The 20,259-nt window shown below is 31.7% G+C and carries 23 protein-coding genes and 1 pseudogene; 9 read left to right on the top strand and 15 right to left on the bottom strand.

Annotation, left to right across the window (positions count from 1 at the left end; translation table 11 throughout):
* Nucleotide 1: 1 nt before the first annotated feature.
* From kae1 to DFR85_RS23875, 3 genes are read left to right on the top strand one after another with little or no spacing between them, the layout of a single operon-like run.
* Nucleotides 2-997: a KEOPS complex N(6)-L-threonylcarbamoyladenine synthase Kae1 gene (kae1, locus tag DFR85_RS23885; protein WP_110270433.1), complete on the top strand. Its 996-nt coding sequence runs from the start codon at nt 2-4 to the stop codon at nt 995-997.
* Complete coding sequence (locus DFR85_RS23880; protein ID WP_110270432.1) at nt 985-1,638, top strand: Kae1-associated kinase Bud32; 654 nt, start codon at nt 985-987, stop codon at nt 1,636-1,638. Before kae1 ends, DFR85_RS23880 begins: the two co-directional genes overlap by 13 nt.
* Nucleotides 1,604-2,173 (top strand): XTP/dITP diphosphatase, encoded by a 570-nt coding sequence (locus DFR85_RS23875; protein ID WP_110270431.1) that lies wholly within the window; start codon nt 1,604-1,606, stop codon nt 2,171-2,173. Before DFR85_RS23880 ends, DFR85_RS23875 begins: the two co-directional genes overlap by 35 nt.
* On the opposite strand, the gene DFR85_RS23870 is transcribed toward DFR85_RS23875, so the two are convergent.
* Nucleotides 2,157-3,131 carry an aldo/keto reductase gene (locus DFR85_RS23870; protein ID WP_110270430.1) on the bottom strand — a complete coding sequence of 325 codons (975 nt, stop codon included), beginning with the start codon at nt 3,129-3,131 and terminating at the stop codon, nt 2,157-2,159. The genes DFR85_RS23875 and DFR85_RS23870 overlap by 17 nt on opposite strands.
* A gap of 56 nt (nt 3,132-3,187) precedes the next feature.
* Between DFR85_RS23870 and ubp the strand changes: the two genes are divergently transcribed.
* Nucleotides 3,188-3,514, top strand: a complete 327-nt coding sequence (gene ubp / locus DFR85_RS23865; RefSeq protein WP_110270429.1) for a UBP family nucleoid-associated protein — start codon at nt 3,188-3,190, stop codon at nt 3,512-3,514.
* On the opposite strand, the gene DFR85_RS23860 is transcribed toward ubp, so the two are convergent.
* From DFR85_RS23860 to DFR85_RS23840, 5 genes are all read right to left on the bottom strand, one after another.
* Nucleotides 3,497-4,465 carry a V-type ATPase subunit gene (locus DFR85_RS23860; protein WP_110270428.1) on the bottom strand — a complete coding sequence of 323 codons (969 nt, stop codon included), beginning with the start codon at nt 4,463-4,465 and terminating at the stop codon, nt 3,497-3,499. The two genes, ubp and DFR85_RS23860, sit on opposite strands and share 18 nt — an antisense overlap.
* Nucleotides 4,462-4,794, bottom strand: coding sequence for a hypothetical protein (locus DFR85_RS23855; RefSeq protein ID WP_110270427.1), 333 nt, complete (start codon nt 4,792-4,794; stop codon nt 4,462-4,464). Before DFR85_RS23855 ends, DFR85_RS23860 begins: the two co-directional genes overlap by 4 nt.
* 22 nt (nt 4,795-4,816) lie before the next feature.
* Nucleotides 4,817-5,587, bottom strand: coding sequence for a tRNA (adenine-N1)-methyltransferase (locus DFR85_RS23850; RefSeq protein WP_110270426.1), 771 nt, complete (start codon nt 5,585-5,587; stop codon nt 4,817-4,819).
* A gap of 93 nt (nt 5,588-5,680) precedes the next feature.
* Entirely contained in the window at nt 5,681-5,827 is a 147-nt protein-coding gene (locus DFR85_RS23845) for a ribbon-helix-helix domain-containing protein (RefSeq protein WP_110270425.1), read from the bottom strand.
* A 56-nt stretch (nt 5,828-5,883) separates the two neighbouring features.
* Nucleotides 5,884-6,609, bottom strand: coding sequence for a TrmB family transcriptional regulator (locus DFR85_RS23840; RefSeq protein ID WP_110270424.1), 726 nt, complete (start codon nt 6,607-6,609; stop codon nt 5,884-5,886).
* A 46-nt stretch (nt 6,610-6,655) separates the two neighbouring features.
* Here DFR85_RS23840 and DFR85_RS23835 point away from each other — a divergent pair, with 46 nt between their 5' ends.
* The gene (locus DFR85_RS23835; protein ID WP_110270423.1) at nt 6,656-6,982 is read left to right on the top strand and encodes a 30S ribosomal protein S25e; all 327 of its coding nucleotides are present in this window, start codon (nt 6,656-6,658) and stop codon (nt 6,980-6,982) included.
* On the opposite strand, the gene DFR85_RS23830 is transcribed toward DFR85_RS23835, so the two are convergent.
* Nucleotides 6,979-7,854: a carbon-nitrogen hydrolase family protein gene (locus DFR85_RS23830; protein WP_110270422.1), complete on the bottom strand. Its 876-nt coding sequence runs from the start codon at nt 7,852-7,854 to the stop codon at nt 6,979-6,981. The genes DFR85_RS23835 and DFR85_RS23830 overlap by 4 nt on opposite strands.
* 6 nt (nt 7,855-7,860) lie before the next feature.
* Nucleotides 7,861-11,526: a reverse gyrase gene (gene rgy, locus DFR85_RS23825; protein ID WP_110271826.1), complete on the bottom strand. Its 3,666-nt coding sequence runs from the start codon at nt 11,524-11,526 to the stop codon at nt 7,861-7,863.
* 245 nt (nt 11,527-11,771) lie between these two features.
* Here rgy and DFR85_RS23820 point away from each other — a divergent pair, with 245 nt between their 5' ends.
* Together DFR85_RS23820 and DFR85_RS23815 are read left to right on the top strand one after the other, a co-directional pair.
* Nucleotides 11,772-14,087: a CDC48 family AAA ATPase gene (locus DFR85_RS23820; RefSeq protein WP_110270421.1), complete on the top strand. Its 2,316-nt coding sequence runs from the start codon at nt 11,772-11,774 to the stop codon at nt 14,085-14,087.
* On the top strand, nt 14,084-15,331 hold the full coding sequence (locus DFR85_RS23815; protein ID WP_110270420.1) for a 2,3-bisphosphoglycerate-independent phosphoglycerate mutase: 1,248 nt from the start codon (nt 14,084-14,086) through the stop codon (nt 15,329-15,331). The genes DFR85_RS23820 and DFR85_RS23815 overlap by 4 nt, the downstream gene beginning before the upstream one ends.
* A gap of 53 nt (nt 15,332-15,384) precedes the next feature.
* Here DFR85_RS23815 and DFR85_RS23810 read toward each other — a convergent pair.
* The 6 genes and pseudogenes from DFR85_RS23810 to DFR85_RS23785 all read right to left on the bottom strand — a co-directional run bounded on the left by DFR85_RS23810 (nt 15,385) and on the right by DFR85_RS23785 (nt 18,912).
* Nucleotides 15,385-15,908: pseudogene (locus DFR85_RS23810) on the bottom strand (GTP-dependent dephospho-CoA kinase family protein).
* Nucleotides 15,881-16,075, bottom strand: coding sequence for a transcription elongation factor subunit Spt4 (gene spt4 / locus DFR85_RS23805; RefSeq protein ID WP_246253055.1), 195 nt, complete (start codon nt 16,073-16,075; stop codon nt 15,881-15,883). Before spt4 ends, DFR85_RS23810 begins: the two are co-directional and overlap by 28 nt.
* A gap of 6 nt (nt 16,076-16,081) precedes the next feature.
* Nucleotides 16,082-16,612 carry a DNA-directed RNA polymerase gene (locus DFR85_RS23800; RefSeq protein ID WP_110270418.1) on the bottom strand — a complete coding sequence of 177 codons (531 nt, stop codon included), beginning with the start codon at nt 16,610-16,612 and terminating at the stop codon, nt 16,082-16,084.
* Nucleotides 16,613-16,623: 11 nt separating this feature from the next.
* Complete coding sequence (locus tag DFR85_RS23795; RefSeq protein ID WP_110270417.1) at nt 16,624-17,046, bottom strand: type II toxin-antitoxin system VapC family toxin; 423 nt, start codon at nt 17,044-17,046, stop codon at nt 16,624-16,626.
* On the bottom strand, nt 17,025-18,272 hold the full coding sequence (locus DFR85_RS23790; RefSeq protein ID WP_110270416.1) for a translation initiation factor IF-2 subunit gamma: 1,248 nt from the start codon (nt 18,270-18,272) through the stop codon (nt 17,025-17,027). Before DFR85_RS23790 ends, DFR85_RS23795 begins: the two co-directional genes overlap by 22 nt.
* A gap of 4 nt (nt 18,273-18,276) precedes the next feature.
* On the bottom strand, nt 18,277-18,912 hold the full coding sequence (locus DFR85_RS23785; RefSeq protein ID WP_110270415.1) for a 30S ribosomal protein S6e: 636 nt from the start codon (nt 18,910-18,912) through the stop codon (nt 18,277-18,279).
* A 65-nt stretch (nt 18,913-18,977) separates the two neighbouring features.
* On the opposite strand from DFR85_RS23785, the gene DFR85_RS23780 reads away from it, so the two are divergent.
* Together DFR85_RS23780 and rnhA are read left to right on the top strand one after the other, a co-directional pair.
* Nucleotides 18,978-19,364, top strand: coding sequence for a CbiX/SirB N-terminal domain-containing protein (locus DFR85_RS23780; RefSeq protein WP_110270414.1), 387 nt, complete (start codon nt 18,978-18,980; stop codon nt 19,362-19,364).
* Nucleotides 19,361-19,804 carry a ribonuclease HI gene (gene rnhA / locus DFR85_RS23775; protein WP_110270413.1) on the top strand — a complete coding sequence of 148 codons (444 nt, stop codon included), beginning with the start codon at nt 19,361-19,363 and terminating at the stop codon, nt 19,802-19,804. The genes DFR85_RS23780 and rnhA overlap by 4 nt, the downstream gene beginning before the upstream one ends.
* Here rnhA and DFR85_RS23770 read toward each other — a convergent pair.
* Nucleotides 19,801-20,259, bottom strand: a complete 459-nt coding sequence (locus DFR85_RS23770) for a 30S ribosomal protein S15 (RefSeq protein ID WP_110270412.1) — start codon at nt 20,257-20,259, stop codon at nt 19,801-19,803. The genes rnhA and DFR85_RS23770 overlap by 4 nt on opposite strands.

Raw genomic sequence — 20,259 nt, 5'->3', positions numbered from 1 at the left:
AATGATAACTTTAGGGATAGAATCAACAGCTCATACTTTTGGAGTTGGAATAGCAACAGATAATGAGCCTTTTATTTTATCCAATGTTAAAGATACTTATGTCCCAAAATCTGGTGGGATGAAACCAACTGATTTAGCTAGACACCATGCATTAGTAGCCGCAGATATAATAAGAAAGTCTTTAGACGAAGCAAAATTAACTCTAAAAGATATAGACTATATATCAATATCTTTGGGTCCAGGCATAGGCCCAGCATTAAGAGTAGGCGCAGTCATAGCCAGAGCTCTCAGTTTAAAGTATGATAAAAAATTAGTTCCTGTTAATCATGGAATAGGCCACATAGAAATAGGCTACTTATCAACAAAAGCCATAGATCCACTAATACTTTATCTATCCGGTGGAAATACTATAATAACTACGTTCTATAATGGCAGATTTAGAATTTTTGGTGAAACATTAGATATTGCCCTAGGAAATATGATGGATGTATTTGTAAGAGAAAGTGGACTTGCTCCTCCGTATGTAATAAACGGAAAGCATGTAATTGATATATGTGCAGACGAAAATGGAAAGTTAATAGATTTACCTTATGTGGTTAAAGGACAGGATATGTCATATTCTGGACTTTTAACAGCCGCCTTAAGAGCTAGGAAGAAGTATAACATCCATGATATTTGTTACAGTATAAGGGAAATAGCGTTTGATATGCTTCTGGAAGCTACTGAAAGAGCTTTAGCTTTAACTTCAAAGAAGGAAATCTTAGTTGTGGGTGGTGTAGCAGCAAGTGTGAGTTTAAGAAAAAAGATGAAGGAACTAGGTGACGATTGGGGAGTTGAAATAAAGATAGTTCCTCCTAATTACTCAGGAGATAATGGGGCTATGATAGCATATGCTGGATTACTAGCAGCAAAATCTGGGATATACATACCTATAGAAGAGTCTGTCATAAGACCTAGATGGAGGATAGATGAGGTAAGTATACCTTGGAGAAATTGAAAATACTAAAAAGAGGTTCTGAATCAATCATCTATGAAGGATATTTTCTTGGTGTACATTCAATATTCAAGAAAAGAGTAAGTAAATCATATAGAGATTCTAAATTAGATTATAAAATAAACTCTGAAAGAACAATTAGTGAATCAAGAATAATGTATGATGCGCTAAAATCAGACGTTAATGTGCCTGCAATATTATTCATAGATATTGATAATTTTACAATAATTATGGAATATATAGAAGGAATAGTAGTTAAGGATTTAATACGTAATAATACAGAAAATTTATACGACATAGGATATAAAATAGGAGTTTTAACAGGGAAGTTACATAAGGCTAGCATAACTCATGGTGATCTTACAACAAATAATCTAATTATAAATTCTAAAAATGACATATTTATGATAGATTTTGGTTTAGCTAAAAGATCTAATGATATTGAAGACTTAGCCACAGATATACATGTGTTTTTAAGATCGTTAGAAAGTATACATCCAGACAAAAAAGACATCATATTCAATGGATTTAGGAATGGATACTCACAAATAGTCGAAAATTACATGGATGTGTTGAAAACTGTGAACGATATTAGAATGAGAGGTAGATATGTTGAAGAACGGCGTAATAAAAGTAATAACTAGTAACAAGCATAAATTTGACGAATTAGATGAGATGGCAAAAAGAAATAATGTTAATCTAGAATGGATAAATGCACCAAAATTAGAAATTCAAGCTGACTCTTTGGAAGAGATAGTAAGATACTCTGCCTCCATATTCTATTCTATATTCAAATCGCCAATATTAGTCGATGATAGTGGATTATTTATAGAGGAGCTTAATGGATTTCCAGGTCCATATACTAACTTCGTTAAACGTACATTAGATAATAAAGGAATACTGAAACTATTATCAGGAATTAAAAATAGGAAAGCATATTTTGAAACAGCTCTTTGCTATATTGATGATAAAATAACAAAAATATTTTCAGGTAAAGTAAATGGAACTATAATATCAGATATTAGAGGAACTGAAGGTTTTGGATTTGATCCAATATTTGTCCCAAATGGTAGTTTCAAAACTTTTGCGGAAATGAAAATTGAGGAAAAGAATACCTATTCACATAGAGCCGCTGCATTTAAAAAATTTCTAGACTTCTATATTACTTATAGATCTTAGTCTCTTCTATACTTTCTTCGTTCAATTTCTTATATTTAATATCATAATAATCATCTATAAATTTTATATCATCATCTGTTAAATCTGGAATTCCTTCAACTTGAATAAACTCCTTAAGTTCGTCTATAGTAGTTATATTTGGAATTACACTCGAAACGTTACTATTATATAATACGAATTTTAGAGCTAATTGAGATAACTTTATTCCCTTACTTTTAGCAAAGTTATGCATCTCCTGGCTTTTTTCTACTGCTTCTTTTATCCAATTTATATTCTTAAGGCTTCTATGTAATTTTTTATCTTCTACTATTGGCCATTTATCTTCGTTTAATGCGTCAGAAGCGTGGGGAACTCTTGTAAAATGACCTATATTATACTTTAATAATTCTTTCCCTGGATATTGTTCTATCATATTATAAATATGCTCAAGACTTTCATATCCCATTTGTATAGCTTCTTTACCTTCTTCGCCCCAACCTAATGTAGGACCTAGGGCTACACCTATGGCCCTTACTTTTCCATCATTTTTTAACGATATCATGAAATCTAGTATTTCTTTATCTCTAATTACATTTATTTTAGGGTTATGTAACATTAAAATATCTATATAATCAGTATTGAGCCTTTTTAATGACTGTTTGAAAGCGTATTCTAAGTAGTCAATAGAAAACTTTTGTATAGACTTGTTATTTACTTTGTGATAAAAATCATATCCAATTTTAGTTAATATGATTATACTATCTCTCTTATTAGAGAGAGTCTTTGATATTATTTCTTCTGCTTTACCTTCACCATAAATATCCCCAGTATCATAAAAATTTATACCATTGTTATAAGCCTCCTTAATAACATCTTCACCTTTATATGGATTGCCCCACCAATCAGTAGCTAAACTCCATAAACCTAAACCTATTTCAGAAACTTCTATATTCGTATGACCTACTTTCCTAGTCTTCATTGTCATACCACTATTATTATATTAAATCTTTTCAAAATAAACGTCTATCTTCTATTATGTTTATAAAAATAGATGAGAAACAATTTGATAACATTATCACTAAATTCAAAGAGTTAGTATATGATTATAACTCCAAAATAAAAGTTTACGATGTATATTTAAAACCGTTTCATGTAGTCCATAAAAATGGTAAAAAATATTTCTATATAGGAAAATACTGGTATAAACTAGAAAAAATAAATGGAAAGTTAAAATGGATATATTTAGGGAAAGAAAAACCAGTTAACGAAATGCCTGATCCACCAAAATTTCCTGAGTTTACTATAATAAAAGATAACAATGATTATTTGGTAGATGAAAAACTATTATACCATTTCAAATGATAGCTTAGACTTTATCTTATCAGGATTCATTTTTAGTTTTATTCCATTTAAAATAGAAATTAGGTCTTCTTTATCTAATCGTAATATTTCTGAAATGCCAAGAACTGTAACAGGAGTAAATGGACTTCCCATAAATGCATTTAACGCATTTTTCCGTGCTAAAACCCTAACTTCCCTATATAAGGAAGATAGTGCAGAATAGACATTAGTAAATTCCATAGACCTAGCATACGATATTCTTCTAAGTATATCTATAGTTTCAGTAGAAGATCTAGAATTAACTAAGTCTTTTATAACATCTAAACTAACTTTACACACAACGTTTTCCTGCGTTTTTTGCCTGATAGCCATGCTAACTGTGTAATAATCTTTGTATCCACATACTATACTGTCAGCAGATGCTTTCCAATCTCCCCTTAAACCTTCTATAGTTTTAGATAATTCAAGAATAAAATAGTAGTCTAAATACGAATTCAATTGTGATAAATCATGTGGATTTTTAGATAGAGCGTACTGTAACGCTTTACCATGAATAGAGTCTCTAATCAAATTAACAAGTTCATTAAGATTTTCTGGTTTGGATTCCATTATTTTCTGAAATATTCTAGTATTTTGGATATTGACCTTATTATATATTGCAGATATAATATTTTCGAATTCGTCTAAAGTTAATATATAATAATATAAGCTAGCTATATAGTACGACGTTTTTACTGACATACTCAGATTCATTAATAGAAGCAAATTCTGAATAGCATTACTCTTAATAAGGTATTCCATATCATCAAAATTATAGCTAACTTCTTCAAAATATCCTCTTTCCTTCAATATATTTACAGCATTTTTCCATTCAGTTTCTGCTAATAATTCATTTATAAGACCTTTGGTCAAAGTCTTTGACTTAAAATTTCGTGAGATTGAGGATAAATATGCCAAAGAAGCTGAACTCATTTAAATGCCCCACTTAAGGCAGACAATACTTCAGAAACAGCTTTTTCAAAATTTTTCTCAGCATTATATTTTATTTGCTGCAGTTTCTGTTCTCTATCCTCACTATATTTCTGTCTAATTTTACTTATTTCAGAATTCTTTTCCTCGTCGATTGACTTAGAAATTTCTTTTAAAGACGATTCTGCTACACTATTGAATTGTTGGGATAAATTTTGGGAAAGCAATATTAGGTTCTTTGTATCATTAGCTATCTCTGACTTTACATTTTTAATATCTTTTTCAAAATTTACTATAAGTTTAGCATATATGTTAAGCTTAGTTTCACTCATTTTATATTTACTCTACTATTTCCTATAAAGGTTTTATTGATTTTCTTCCCCTTATAATAAACCCTGTATGTACAACGCCTATATTTTTTGGTCTTGTAGCACCCTCCTTAACCTTATACTCTCTCAATAAAAGTTCCTCAGCGTGAATTTCTATAAAATTATACTTTTCCATTTCCAAATACGATTTTTCTACTTGATTTACTGTAGGAACAAAAACTATTAATGCGCCTGATGGTTTAAGTGCCTCATAAGCTTTTGATACAACTTCCCAAGGACATGGCATATCTAAGAATACTGCATCTACATCACTTTCATCTATACCGTTCTTGATATCTTTATTTTTAAATTCTATTCTATCAGTAAGATTTAGTATATAAGCATTATATTTAGCAGTTTCTTGCATATCTTTTCTAATATCATAAGTTACTACTTTGCCTTCTTTACCCAAGAAATATGCTAAAGATATTGTGAGAAATCCAGAACCAGTACCAGCTTCTACTACCTTATCTCCAGGCTTTATTCCAGAAGAATATATCATATACGCAACGTCTTTAGGATAAAGAACTTGGGATGGCCTCTTTAAATCTAAATATATATCTTCTAAAAAAGGTTTCAATAAATATGCAGAACCCCTAGACATTTTCACTAAATCGCCATACTCCTTACCTATTAGATCATCATGTAATATATATCCTTTATCGGTTTCCAATTTTTTACCTTTAGTTATCTTTAACAGAAATACCCTCTTACTATCTATCCAAATCGTTACAATGTCTCCTTCCTTTAATGCCACAACAGTTGAAGATAACTATAATATAAAAAACCTTATCTTATCAGTTTTGGTGTCTTAAATCATCTCTCTTATCATTAATACCAGCCTTCATCACTATTCTTTAACCCATAATTCTTTTCTAATAAAATCACCTATTGCTGCTCTTATAACTTCACTTCTAGACTCATATCTTCCTGTATTTACTAATTCATCTATTGCTTCCAAGAACTGTTCTGGTAGCTTAACTGTTATTATTTTCATTTAAGGTCTGTATAAGGAATTCCATGAATATTATTTTTAAGAATTTTTGCACGGTGCTATTTACATACATTCTCCCATAGATGATCAAAATATACAGTTGCAATATCTACAAAATACTTATGATTTGACAAAAGACCAGATAGTCTATCATTGTTTTTTATTATTAAAAGAACTGCAGAAGAAGTAATAATACCGCTGCCAAACATATTATCTGCCTTTTTAACATTTGGTATTTTTTCTACATTTACAGAACTTGGAACTATTAATTTTACCTCATTACTAAAAGATTTCGTATATATTACGTCTAATATCTCCTTAGTAAGAATTTCTGGATACGATATGGCTATGAGATATTTACTACTAGCCTCATTAAGTAAGTCAAAAATTGTTTTCTTTAAATCTGTTGATGAGATGACAATGATATTATACGTAGATGAGGAAGAAAGCATAGCCGATAATGGTTCTATAAATTCTTTTTCAAACTCATCAATTCTATTTTCTAATAGCTTTTTTATATTAGCCCATAAATCTCTTATTGGAATTGCATTATAGAAAGCTGGCTTTTTACCTGTTCTTCTTATCCATCCTCTTTCCTCCAATTTCGTTAATATACTATATACTTTAGTATACGAGATCCCAAGTTTCTCTGAAATTTCCCTAGCTGACATTTGACCTTCAAGCAACAATGTAGAATATATTCGTAGCTCTGTTCTCGAAATTCCTAATACTGATGCAAATCTAGAAACTCTAGATAGAAGATCATCTACCAGATTTTCAGTCATAAATATTATATTCTTATATTACATTAAAGATTATCAGGTGAATAAAATGGGCGGAGTATCAAAGAAACCTATTAGCAACGTTGAAAAGAGAATGAAAAAAGAAATGGAAGCTCAACAAAAGAAAGCTTCTGGAAAGAAAACAAGCAAAACTGGAAGTGAAGTAATTTCAAAAAATATAGTGATTTCAAACGAAATGATAAAAAGGGTCCAAGACGAAATAAAAAAGGAAAAAATTATAACTCCTTACGAATTAGCTACTAAGTCTAATATCACTATTAGCGTAGCTAAAAGAATCTTGAAAGAGCTCAATTCGCAAGGTCTTATAAAGGAAAGTTTCAAAAATAGGAGAACAGCAGTCTATATGGCAGCTTAACTTTCAGAAGTTTTACTAGTTATTGCTTTTTCATTAAGAATTCTATTCTTTTTGATACTTTTACATAATCCGTTTATTATGGTTTCCATATTGCTTAATCTACTGAAGGCGTTCTCTTTATTCTGCGTTATTATTGAACTTTCTACTAGTATCATAGAATCTTCTTCTTCCGCTTCTTTATAAATTAGAGATTCCGGCGTAGTAATAAATGTAGGAGAAGAACCTATTATTTCACCATCCTCGTTTTCTATCATTTCACCAGTTACTAAATAAGATATACCGTTTTCTATCGTTCTTGATATAGCTAGATGTTTAACTATCTCTTGTTTTTTATTTAATGCTCTCATGGTGCCTATTACAGCTTGTGAACCACCTAATGATAATATTCTGCTTATTTCGGGTGACATTAAATCGTCCTCAGAAATTATACCATATTTGTTATCTAGCACGACATAAATAGGTTCCTTACCTCCTGATATTCCAAGTCTAATATCTTTTTCTGATACTACTATTTTCCTATATTTACCTATTATTTCGCCATCTGGAGAGATAACTAATGTAGTTAAGAAAATTTTTGGTCCTGCCTGCTCTAACAATGGACCCGCTATTAGATGTACTTCTCCTTCCATAGCTAACTTAACTAGAATATCAGTAGAGCTTCCTGGAATTTTTTCAGCCAAATTTTTTACCATACTCCTCATTTTTTTCTCGTTATTGTAAAGCTCAAAAGAATTACCTACTGGGAATAAAGACGGCAAAACTACTAGTTTTGCTCCTCTTTCTTTGGATGTCTTTATTAGTTTTTTAGCTTTCTCAATATTATGTTTTCTTGACATCTCTTTCATTTTTAGGTAAGTTAACGAGATTAGCACAAATTATCACCCAATATCTTGTATTTCCTCATATAATTGCTTTAATACTTGTCTATAGTCTTCTTTTCCGTCTTCTATCATGTCCATACGTTCTAATAAACTTCTAGTACGATCTTCAGATACAAATTTTTGATATCTAGTTACTAGAAAGGAATGAACATCTATACCTAGTTTTGATGGAACAAGTCTTTTAACATTTTTACTCTCAATCATATATCCCCTTTTTAATAATGTAGACACTATAGTAGCATATGTGCTAGGTCTTCCTATTTTTTTATTTTTCATCTCTGTAATAAGAGTACCTTGAGTATATAACTGAACATCACTCTTACTAAAAGAATATTGCACTTTAGCGTCAAATTCACAGTCTTTTCCAGGAATACAATTTATTTTAGACTTTATTGGTTTACCTGAAGTTTTCATTGGAACATAAAGTTTAGAAAAATGCGTATCTCCTGGTAATGTTACATTGTATACAAATTCTACTGGATTATTTTCTATATTTAACATTACATTATTTTCTGTCTTAACACTTAAATTCACAATCTCCTTCTCAAGTATTACTGGAATTAACTGGCTAGTTATAAATCTCCTAAATATTAAATCATAAACTCTATAATGGTTAAAAGTTAGTCTTTTAGGTAGTTCTAATTCCCCTTCTTCTATCATTGCTCTTAATTGATCAGAATCTAGCGGCTTAGTAACCCTTATAGCTTCATGAGCTCCTCCTTCTCCCCAACTCCTAGGCTTAAAAATAGATTTATAGTTATCTCCTATAGTCTGCTTAAGATAGGTTTCTGCTATGCTTATTCCTACGTTAGATATTCTAGTACTGTCTGTTCTATGATATGTTATTAGACCCATTTCAAAGAGATCTTGAGCTATTCTCATAATTTCTGAAGCTGAAATTCCATAGAAGTTAGATACATCAGCAAGCATAGAATCTGTAGTATATGGAGGTAATGGTCCGAAAGATTCTTTAGAATCCGCTATATTATTTATCACAATTTTTAGCTTTGTATTTTTATTTAATTTAGATTGACGCGGTATTAAAATTGTAAAACTGTCTAAAAATTTTACAACATATACTGTTTTTTTAGTTTTACTATACTCATTAAATCTAGATATAACCCAGCCTAAGACTGGAGTCTGAACTCTTCCTGCACTTAAATTCTTGTTTTCAACGCAGGGTTTACCCAGATTTTTACATTCTATTGGCCAGAATTCTGTCTGAAGTTTTTTGGACAGTTTAAAGCCTATCCATCTATCCTCTACTCTTCTAACTAGTTGAGACTGAAGAAGCGGTATAGAAAATTTTCTAGGATTATTTAAAGACTCTATAATAGCCCTTCTTGTAACTTCGTGAAACTCTGCTCTAGATATATTGGAATTATAAGGTCGTAAATTTAAGAATATATCCCATGCTATTTTTTCTCCTTCTATATCAGGATCTGTACCTATAAATATTTCGTCTGCTTCTAATGCTAACTGTCTTAAAGCATTTAGAGTAGACATTTTGTCCCTGACATTTTTGCTACCACACAATGGACAAGAGTTATCTTCTGAATATTCGGTAAATTGATGACCATTAGAGCAACGTTTTATTGAATTATAATATGCATAAAAAGAAAGTTTCCCATTTTTCTTTACTTCTATTCCATGTATGCCTATATCCTTTGTTGTAAGATCATAAATATGCCCTCCACTAGCTGTAACCATAAGAACTTTATCTCCTATTACAGTTTCATAGACTCTTAATCCGTCAAATTCTCTCACACTAGGTCTAGAGAAAAAGCTAGATATTGTTTTAGCTTTATTAGGTGACTCAACGATGAATAATGCTGTCTTTATTTTTTGTACAGAACTTGCAGACAAAAATCCGCTCTCTTTTATTTTCCTTATTTGATCTCTTTCAGAATTTATTTTCTCTAATATCTTATCTATTTCCAAGTTTCCTATCTTATCATTTTCAATATCAAATTGATGCCAATTTATATCATCTAGCACTAGAGACAATCTTCTATTTAATAGATCAAATAATTTAGTATCGTCAACAATTAATATGGAAAGACCAGTGGTTAATTCTCCACCAAATATTCTTGAGGTTCTTCCACTAGCTTGAATATATGTTAAATAATCAGGAGTAGATATGAAATCACCATTAATAGAAATTTCTCCTATTTCTGATATTTTTTCCAATAATTCCTTATCTTTAAGATATTTATTAACTATTTCGTATGCCTTTAACATGTATTGATCATTAAGTGTACCGTCTTTAACGTTCTTTGCCAAAATATTAAGTGCTGCCGGTGATATATTTCTTAGTCTAAACTTTACTATTCTTAATATTTTGGAGATTTCTGGATCCTTTAATACCAAAGAAATTAAAGTAAGCATTCGCAACATAGCTAACGGATGCATTTTTTCTCCAATTTTAAATCTAAATTTTGGAATACCTGCAAATACAGCGTACTTTACTCTCCATGGTATATCAATGCCCCTTACTAGTATACCATAATGTGTTGCAACACCTATAAGTATGTCTATATCTCCTTTTTCAAATTTTTCTAATTTTGAAGTAGAAGATGAAGATATCGCATCAACTTTAAGATTACCATCTAACGCAGTAGCTAGTTCTTTTGCAAATGATGTTCCCTTATCTATTGGAACATATATTAATCCACCAGAACCTAACCTATCTATTATTGACTTTGTAATGCTTATAATATCATTGGATTGGATATAGGAATCTATTACATTCCTTAGGTATATTACAGCACTGCCCGGTTTAAAGCCCATAAGGGAGGAAAATACAGGATTACCCTTAGTTATAGTAGCAGATGAGAAAATAGCAATTTTTTTACCGATCTTTTTTTCTCTTATTTTTTTAATTTCCTCAAATACTGTATCATCGTTTCTTGCTTTTCTTAGAAGTTCTTTAACGTTTTGTATGTCAGTATCATTAAATCCCATAAGCTTAAGAATAGTTGAGGAACTTTTACTGGATTTAAGAACTGAGTCAACGTCGTCTACAAATAGATATCCATATTGTTCTGGATTAATATCGGCTATATTATTAATAAGATATCTTGATGTAGTTACAAATATATCAAAATCTGACGCGTCTAGGGATTTTTTTAATTCCTCTTTCTGGGAACGAGTAAGATTAGATAAATAATAAGCAAGCTTTGGTACATTATCCAGATCTTTACTCATTTGTTGGATTCTTTGAGTTACTTGCTGTACCAAAGTTCTAGTAGGGAAGACCATCAAAGACTTAATATTTTTTGAGGAATAATACAGCGACATCAGAATACCGAATGTAGTTTTACCTAAGCCAGGCGGTGCTACAATGGCAAAACTATCTCCTTTTAGTGCTCTTAAGATCCATGATTTTTGAGGACCCAAAGGAGGAGAATTAAGAATCTTATTAAATAAGACTACTACTTTATTATAATTATCTAGTATATTTTTAAAATCCTTTAATAGTCCTAAATTACTATTAGAATTGAGATATTGTATAAGATTATTAAGATCATTAAACACAATATCCTCTTTTATACATTTTTCACACGCAGAACCCTTATATAACCTTAATGATGAAATATTACTACCACAATTAGGGCAAGAGTTCATATAAATAATATTTGGGATATCGTAATCTAAAGCCATTATTACTTTTGTGAGCAAAGAGTTATTTAAAAGATTGCTCTCGAGCTTATTGAAAAATTCTATTAAACTTAAAATTAATTCCATAAACTTTTGATTAGTACAAATATACTATAGATATTAGAAATAATTTGACAATATATCAAAAATTAACAATAAAAAATTAAAAGTTATAGAAAATGTTGACAATTAAGGCATATTAGCTACTAGCAAAGACTTATTTTTGTTTTAAATAAATAGTATGTAGCATGTCCTCCGAGCTTAAACTTAAGGTTCTAGAAGCTAGACAAAGAGATGTAGGCAGAAAAATAGGCAGAATCTCAGAAGATTCCATGAGAAAAATAGGAATTGAAACTGGAGATTATATAGAAGTAAAAGGAAACTCTAATTCTTCTTTGCTTCAAGCTATGCCAGCGTACGATTTAAGTAATGGAGAAATTAGGATTGACGGTTACGTAAGAAGCGCAATAGGTGTCTCGATAGGCGACGAAGTTAGCGTAAAAAAAGCTAAAGTTGACGAAGCAAAGAAAATTATTCTAGCTCCTACTGAACCAATTAGATTTGATCAGTCTTTTGTTGATTACGTAAAAGATTATTTATTGTATAAACCGTTAAGCAAAGGCGAAGTAATACCTATACCTATTTACACTGGACAAATAGAATTAATAGTAACATCTACATCACCGTCAAATAATGTATATGTAAGTTCTAATACAGAAATAGAAATCAAAGAAGAACCAGTAAAGGAAGTTAGCAATTATCCAAAGGTTAGTTGGGAAGATATAGGAGATTTAGAAGATGTTAAGGAAAAAATAAGAGAAATTGTAGAGCTTCCAATGAAACATCCAGAGCTTTTTCAAAGATTGGGTATAGAGCCTCCTAAAGGAATACTATTATTTGGACCTCCAGGTGTAGGTAAAACCTTGCTAGCAAGGGCTCTTGCAAGTGAAATAGGTGCATCATTTTATACAATAAATGGACCAGAAATTATGAGTAAGTTTTACGGTGAAAGTGAGCAAAGACTAAGAGAAATTTTTGAAGAAGCTGAGAAAAATTCTCCGTCTATAGTGTTTATTGATGAATTAGACGCTATAGCGCCAAAGAGAGAGGAAACTACTGGAGAAGTTGAAAAAAGAGTAGTAGCTCAATTGCTTACATTAATGGATGGAATCAAAGGAAGAGGAAAAATAGTAGTAATAGGTGCTACTAATAGACCTGATGCACTAGATCCAGCTCTTAGAAGACCGGGAAGATTTGACAGAGAAATAGAGATAAGGCCACCAGACACTAAGGCCAGAAAGGAAATATTACAAGTACATACGAGAAATATGCCCCTTTCTGATGACGTAAATTTGGATGCTATAGCTGAAATGACTAACGGATATACTGGTGCAGACTTAGCAGCTTTAGCTAAAGAAGCAGCAATGAGTGCATTAAGAAAATTCCTTAAGGATAATACAGGGAAGATAAACTTGGATATAGGTCAAATACCACCTGAAACATTAAAGGAATTGAAAGTAAACATGGACGATTTTACTGAAGCTATGAAAACTGTACAACCAACATTACTTAGAGAAGTATATGTAGAAGTACCTACAGTACACTGGACAGATATAGGTGGACTAGATCTAGTAAAACAACAACTTAGAGAAGCCGTAGAATGGCCCATGAGATATCCCGGTATATTTGAAAAAACTGGAATAAGACCGCCAAAGGGTATACTATTATTTGGCCCACCAGGAACAGGTAAAACAATGTTAGCCAAAGCAGTTGCCACAGAAAGCGGAGCAAACTTCATAGCAGTAAAAGGACCAGAAGTACTATCCAAATGGGTAGGAGAAAGCGAAAAAGCAATAAGAGAAATATTCAAAAGAGCTAGACAAACTGCACCTACTATAATATTCTTCGATGAAATAGATGCTATAGCTCCAATGAGGGGATTTTCTCATGATAGTGGCGTTACTGAAAGGATTGTAAATCAGATGCTAGCTGAAATGGATGGTATTACCCCGCTAAGTAAAGTAGTAGTAATAGCTGCAACTAATAGACCAGATATATTAGATCCAGCATTACTAAGACCTGGCAGATTTGATAGGCTAATTTATGTACCTCCACCAGACAAGGAAGCAAGAAAAGAGATACTCATGATCCACATGAGGGGAGTACCCATAGAAGGCACGCAACAATGTATTAACCTTGCATTAAATGAATGCAAAGATGAAAAGTGTAAAGATGAGAAAATAAAGTATTGCATGGCTGATATATTATCTGACAAAACAGAAGGATATACTGGAGCAGATCTCGAGGCTTTAGTTAGAGAAGCTACTATGATAATGTTAAGAAAGTTATCTAATGAGTGCAATAATAAGGCCATGGCAGAATGTAAGGGAAATAATACATGCTATGACAACTTCATGAGAAATTGCATGAATAATCTTAACGCTAAAGTTACAATGCAAGATTTCGAAGATGCATTAAAAGTAGTAACTCCTAGTCTTAGTAAAGCTGATATACAAAGATACGAAAGAATGGCGTCTGAGCTTAAAAGAAGTGTCGCAGTATGAAAAAATATAAGATATTACTAATAATAGCTGACGGATTAGGTGATAGACAGGTAAGGAGTCTAAACAATAAGACTCCACTAGAAACTGCCGATAAACCTAATATAAAAAGCCTATTAAAATCTTCACTAGTAGGTTTAATGGATCCAATATCACCAGGAATTATTCCTGGAAGCGATACATCTCATATGGCAATATTTGGAATAGATCCTCATAAGTATTATAGGGGAAGAGGAAGCTTTGAGGCATTAGGATCTGGCGCAGAATTGACAGAAGGAGACATTTCATTTAGAGGAAATTTTGCTACAGTTGATAATGAAATGAGAGTAGTAGATAGGAGAGCTGGTAGGAAAATAGATGAAGCAGAACAGCTAATAAATGAATTAAATTCTAAAATAGGAGAAATAGATGGTGTAAAAGTTAGATTTTATAAAGGAACTGAACATAGAGTTTCAGTAGTTTTATCTGGAGATAATCTAAGCGATAAGATATCAGATACAGATCCGCACGAAACTGGATTAAAAATTAAAGAAAGTAAACCATTAGATAATTCTCCAGCATCCTCAAGAACAGCTGAAATAGTAAATAAACTATCTAAAAAAATATATGAAGTCTTATCTACTTCTGAGATAAATAAACTTAGATTATCAGAAAATAAGTTACCAGCTAATATTATTCTATTAAGAGGAGTAGCCGTACATAGGGAACTACCCAAAATAAAGGATTATACAGGGTTAACTACAGCCGCAGTTACTGCAACTCCATTAATTAAAGGTATCTGTAGATCATTAGGAATGGAGACTATTACTCCACCAGGTGCTACAGGCGGTATTGATACTAATTATGATGCCAAAGCTAACGAGGTGATCAATTTCCTTAAATCCGATAAATACGATCTAGTATTTTTGCATATAAAAGCTACAGACGCTGCATCGCATGATGGAGACGTTACAGAAAAAGTAAAAGCTATAGAAAAAATAGATAATATGGTAGGTAAAATACTGGATAATTATAGCTCAGAAATAGTAATAGCCTTTACTGGAGATCATGCTACTCCAGTGGAATTAAAAGAGCATTCTGGAGATCCTGTACCAATAATGATTTATGTTCCAGAAAATATAATAGCAGATGATATAAAGGATTTCAATGAACGAGAGGCTAAAAAAGGTAGCTTAAAAATAATGGGAATAAATGTAATGAATTTATTATTAAATTATTCTAATAGAGCTAGTAAATATGGAGCGTAAAGATGACGAAGCTCGAAAGGGCTGATTGGTGAAGAACTCGCGCAGGTCTGATTTTAACAGTTTTTTAATTGAAATTTTTTAAAAATATCATTAACCCTCCACTTAGTAGCTTCGCATACTTCTAAAACTACTGCGCCTGCGTTAGGCTGGCCATAAACTACTAAATCTCCTTTTTCTCCTGCAAGAACTAAGGGAATAACAAACAAATCTTCTTCACCGTCTACAAAAACTACTGAAGATGAAGTAGACATTAATACTCTATTTATTAAATCAATAGACTCTATCCTAAGTATACCTGGTTCGTTTTTAATATAGTAAGTAGGTTTAATACTCTCTTTAGTTTTTACAATTCTTTTAGTTTTACCATCTATTATACTAAGAAATGGCATAATGTTATTTTGAATTAAAATTTCTGTAACTACATCACCTACTGAAATAATTCTTTTTTTTTAGATACATAATCTATTAAACTATTAGTTTTTGTAAATAGAATTCCATATGGTCTGGATAATTCCTTTCTTAAATAAGAAGGTGCTTGAAAACATAAATTCACTTTAGATTTATCGCGTATTTCCAAGGTTTTTTTGCACCTATTAAATCACTTATCTCTGAATTATTATCTATTATTATTACCATTCCTTCCCAATCATTGGTAAAACTTGATCCACCGCATATAGGGCATACGTCTTGATCTTCTGGAACTAAGGCTTTACAATTTTTGCAAGCTTTTAATATGTTAGCCATTCTTATTCACTTCTTTTTCTCTATTTTACCTAAAGTAGGCTGTCTCATAGTTAATCCTATCCTAGGTAATTTGCCTACAGATGCTGAAGAAATAGTTACTATTCTTGCTCTTACTATATCGCCCTTTTGATATATTTTTTTAGTTTTTTCTCCAGCTAGTATACCTCTAACAGGATCAAATTTAAAATTGTCATCACCAATCTGTGAGATATGGACTAATCCGTCAATAGGACCAAGATTCACATATAGTCCATAGTTATCAACTTGTGTCACTTCTCCTTCTACTATTTCTTGAACTACAGGAACATATGTTAATAGCTCAAATTCTACTTCATGATATGTAGCACCATCACCAAAAATTATCATACCTTCTTCACTTGCTTTTGCACTTAATACGGCTAAAACTAAACCTAGATCCTTAAATAATTTTTCTTGATATTCTTTTTTCAATATTTCTATAGCTACTTGATCCAATTCTTGTCCAAAATCCTCTGGTGGAATTCTTACTACTCCTCTGGCCTTAACAAGCTTAAACATTGCAAACCAAGTTAGATTGGATAGAAAGACTTTATAATTTTACCTTTATCCAATAAGAAAATTATTCCTATACCAATTTTTAATGCTTCCTTCTTTAACTCCCTATCATTAGTAAAGATTAAGAGATTATATTTTTTTGCTGTACAGAGTAATGCCTTATCTGTTTCTAATTCAGAACAACAATCTATTTCTTCCCAAAAACTCTTATGAATATCAAGATAAGTTCTAGCTAATCTGATTCTCGCATTCATTACAAACGAATTCCTATTTCTACCTTCCAATGTAGACAATTCATTAAAAACCTGTTTATGAACATAAAATCTTGGTTTATAATCTAAGAAATTTATAACCTTCCAAAAAGGGTCTATTCTATCGTATACGTATAGCAAAATGTTTGTATCTACTAATACTCCTAAAGTTGAACTTGCCCCCATCCTACTAATCTCCACCTTCCTCCTACTTGCCTGCTAATAGCCAATCTTACATTATTATCCCATACAGCTACTGGCCTCTTAAGTTCTACTTCAATCTCATCAGATTTAGACGATGTAACTATTCCAAGAGTAGTAGATGATCCTATTGTAAGCATAAGAGTCTCCTTATTTCTAATAGGTTCTACTTTAATTAACTGCTGACTTCCTACTACTCTTTCAAGCAAATTGTAAATAATATCTAATTTCCATAAAACTGGAACATTAGCTTTTGAATCTGCAACTATATTACCTACTAGCGTATCAGCTTTAGTTATAGACGGATCTAAGTATGTTCCTACTGCTACTAATCCTCCTGGTCTAGCTTCTTTAACTTCTAAATCTCCAAATCTTAATGATGCTATCTTAGTGTATAAGGGCTCATACGATACTTTCCCCTTGTTTTCAACTCTTAATCCTGGTAATATTTTTATTTCCTCGTCTATTTTAAATACTCCTTGTACAATACTCCCGCCTATAATTCCACCTTTAAGTTCACTATACAAGGTACCTGGTTTATTTATATCAAAGCTTCTTACAGTGAGCATAATAGGTGTCTTAGTAAGATCTCTTTGAGGAGCTTTTATGTGAGTTATTAATGCCTCTATTAGAGCGTCTATGTTTATTTTATGCAACGCACTTACTGGAACTACAGGAGATCCCTCTGCCCAAGTGCCTTTTATGAAATCTTTTATTTGCCTATATTGTTCTATAGCTTGATCCTTACTAACTACATCAATTTTATTTTGGACTATAATTAAGTTTTTAATTCCAACAATTCCTAATGCAACAAAATGCTCCCTCGTTTGAGGTTGTGGAAATGGTTCATTTGCAGCAACAACTAGTATTGCACCGTCTAATATTGCCGTTCCAGATAACATAGTAGCCATTAGAATTTCATGACCTGGAGCGTCTAGAAATGATACTCGTCTTATAAATTCAGGATCTTCATCACTACCGCATTGTTTACAAGACTCTTCATTTACATAGGCATCTGGCGTTTTACATGACTTACAATACCCAAAACTAGCCTCTGCATATCCAAGCTTAATTGTCATACCTCTTTTTAATTCTTCAGAATGTTTTGAGGTCCAAATACCAGTAAGAGCTTGAACCAAAGTTGTCTTACCATGATCTACATGACCTACTACACCTATGTTCACGTCAGGCTGAACCTTTGGCCAGGGCAAAAAATCACCTTATAATCATAGAATTAATCTGAACTATCTCGTTACTTATCATATTACCCCTAACGATCTTTCTTCTTCTTTCTCCATCTTCTAATGGTTTATAGCCTGGAGGTCCTGCTAAAAATATCTTTCTTTTAGCTGCACCTAATACATCTGCTCTCATGGCAAATCCTGTGTTATCTGAACCTCCAGTTATTTTTAACTTAAAATTAATACCGTTGATGTTTATTGTAAATGTATCTCCTAGTTTAAGACCTAATAAGTTTATCTTATTTTGATCTATATTGATCTGAAAAGCTTTAGTTCTATAAGCCGTAGCCTCAAATTCCTCGCTTCCAAATTTTTCGGCTGCGGATTTGCTTATTAGAACATAATCGCCTGCGGAATCGTCTACTTGCACAGTAAAGTGAACTTTTATTTTATTCTTCTTATCTCCTTCTTGCTTTATAACTTGCAAAGTAAGTAAGCTTTCTAATCCTAATTGCTCTTTTAGCTTTGAACTTAATTTAGCCATAGGTAAAGTTCTGTTTTCTTTCTCTCCTTCCATAGACGGGATGGAATCTACTGCCTTTACCTTAACCTTTAATTGTTTTACATTTTTTACTTCTGGATCTGATACAACGACCTTAAAATCTGGCAATTGTAACTACCTCAAAATGCTAATGTTAGCACAAGTATATAAACTCGCAGTTAATTAAACACCTTATGATAGGCGTATTATTAGTTTTACATGGAAGTAGAGTAGAAGAATGGACAGACGTTGCTACAAAATATAAAGACTTATTATTAAAATATTTTGATAACGTAGAATATGGATTTATAGAGTTTAATCAACCTACATTAAGAGAAAGTGCAGAAAATCTTGCAAATAAAGGAGTAGACGAAATAATAGCTGTTCCTTTACTTTTTGCTGCAGGTAGACATTTTTTACGAGACATTCCAAAATTATTAGGAGTAGACGAAAACGGATTTATACAAACTAAAAATAAGAAAATAAAAATAATTATAGCTAAACCTATAGGAATAGACAATAGAGTAGCAGAAATACTTAAGGAAAGAATTGAAGAAGTATCAAATGTTGAGCAAAATTGATTGAAGGATATTTTGATGGATTGTGTGAACCAAAAAATCCAGGCGGAATAGCTACATATGGGTATTATATAAAAACTGATCATAATAATATTGAAGGTTTTGGATTAGCTGCTGAACCATGGAGTAGTGATGCCACAAATAACGTTGCAGAGTATACAGGATTACTATGTCTTTTAACTAAGCTTAGGGAACTAAAAATCGAAGAAGTATTAATATATGGAGATAGCCAATTAGTGATAAATCAGCTAAACGGTATATATAAGATAAAATCGCATAGATTAGTAAAACTATTTGATCAGATAAATCAAGTTATTAAAACATTTAAAAGAATAGAGATAAAATGGATTCCTAGAGAAATGAACAAAAAAGCTGACCATTTAACAAGAGTAGCTTACAAACTAGCCCTAGAGGGGAAATTAAAAAAAGTTGGATGTAACTAAGACGAAGATGTTACTAAAAGTTCTGCAGTTGCTGGATCATATGCCCAATTAGATGGTAACTTACCAGTTTGTTTATAATAGTATACTAATCTTCTTATTTTAGATTCTATTTCCTCTAAACCTTTTTTAGAGAATTTATCGGCAGGATATTCAGTTAAGTGCCTCCTTACATTTACTGCTTTTCGTATCAAATTAAATAAATCTTCAGGGATCTTAGGTGCAAGATTTTTTTCTTCTAATGTTTTAGTTATTTTCTTACCAGTTATCTGTTTTGCTAATGGTATACCATACTGATCCCTTAATATTACGCCAATCATGCTCGCAGAATAACCTCTTTTGTATAGCTCTTCAATAAGCATTTCTACTTCTTCTCTAGTAAATCTAACCCACTTAGGTGCTCCAGCTCTAGCTGGCCTAGTAGAGTGAGATTTACCCCTTGCACGTTTCTTATTCAT

This window comes from Acidianus brierleyi, assembly GCF_003201835.2.
GTDB lineage: Archaea > Thermoproteota > Thermoprotei_A > Sulfolobales > Sulfolobaceae > Aramenus > Aramenus brierleyi.
Note: the sequence above shows the minus strand (reverse complement) of the source record. Positions and strands in the feature narration are given on the sequence as shown.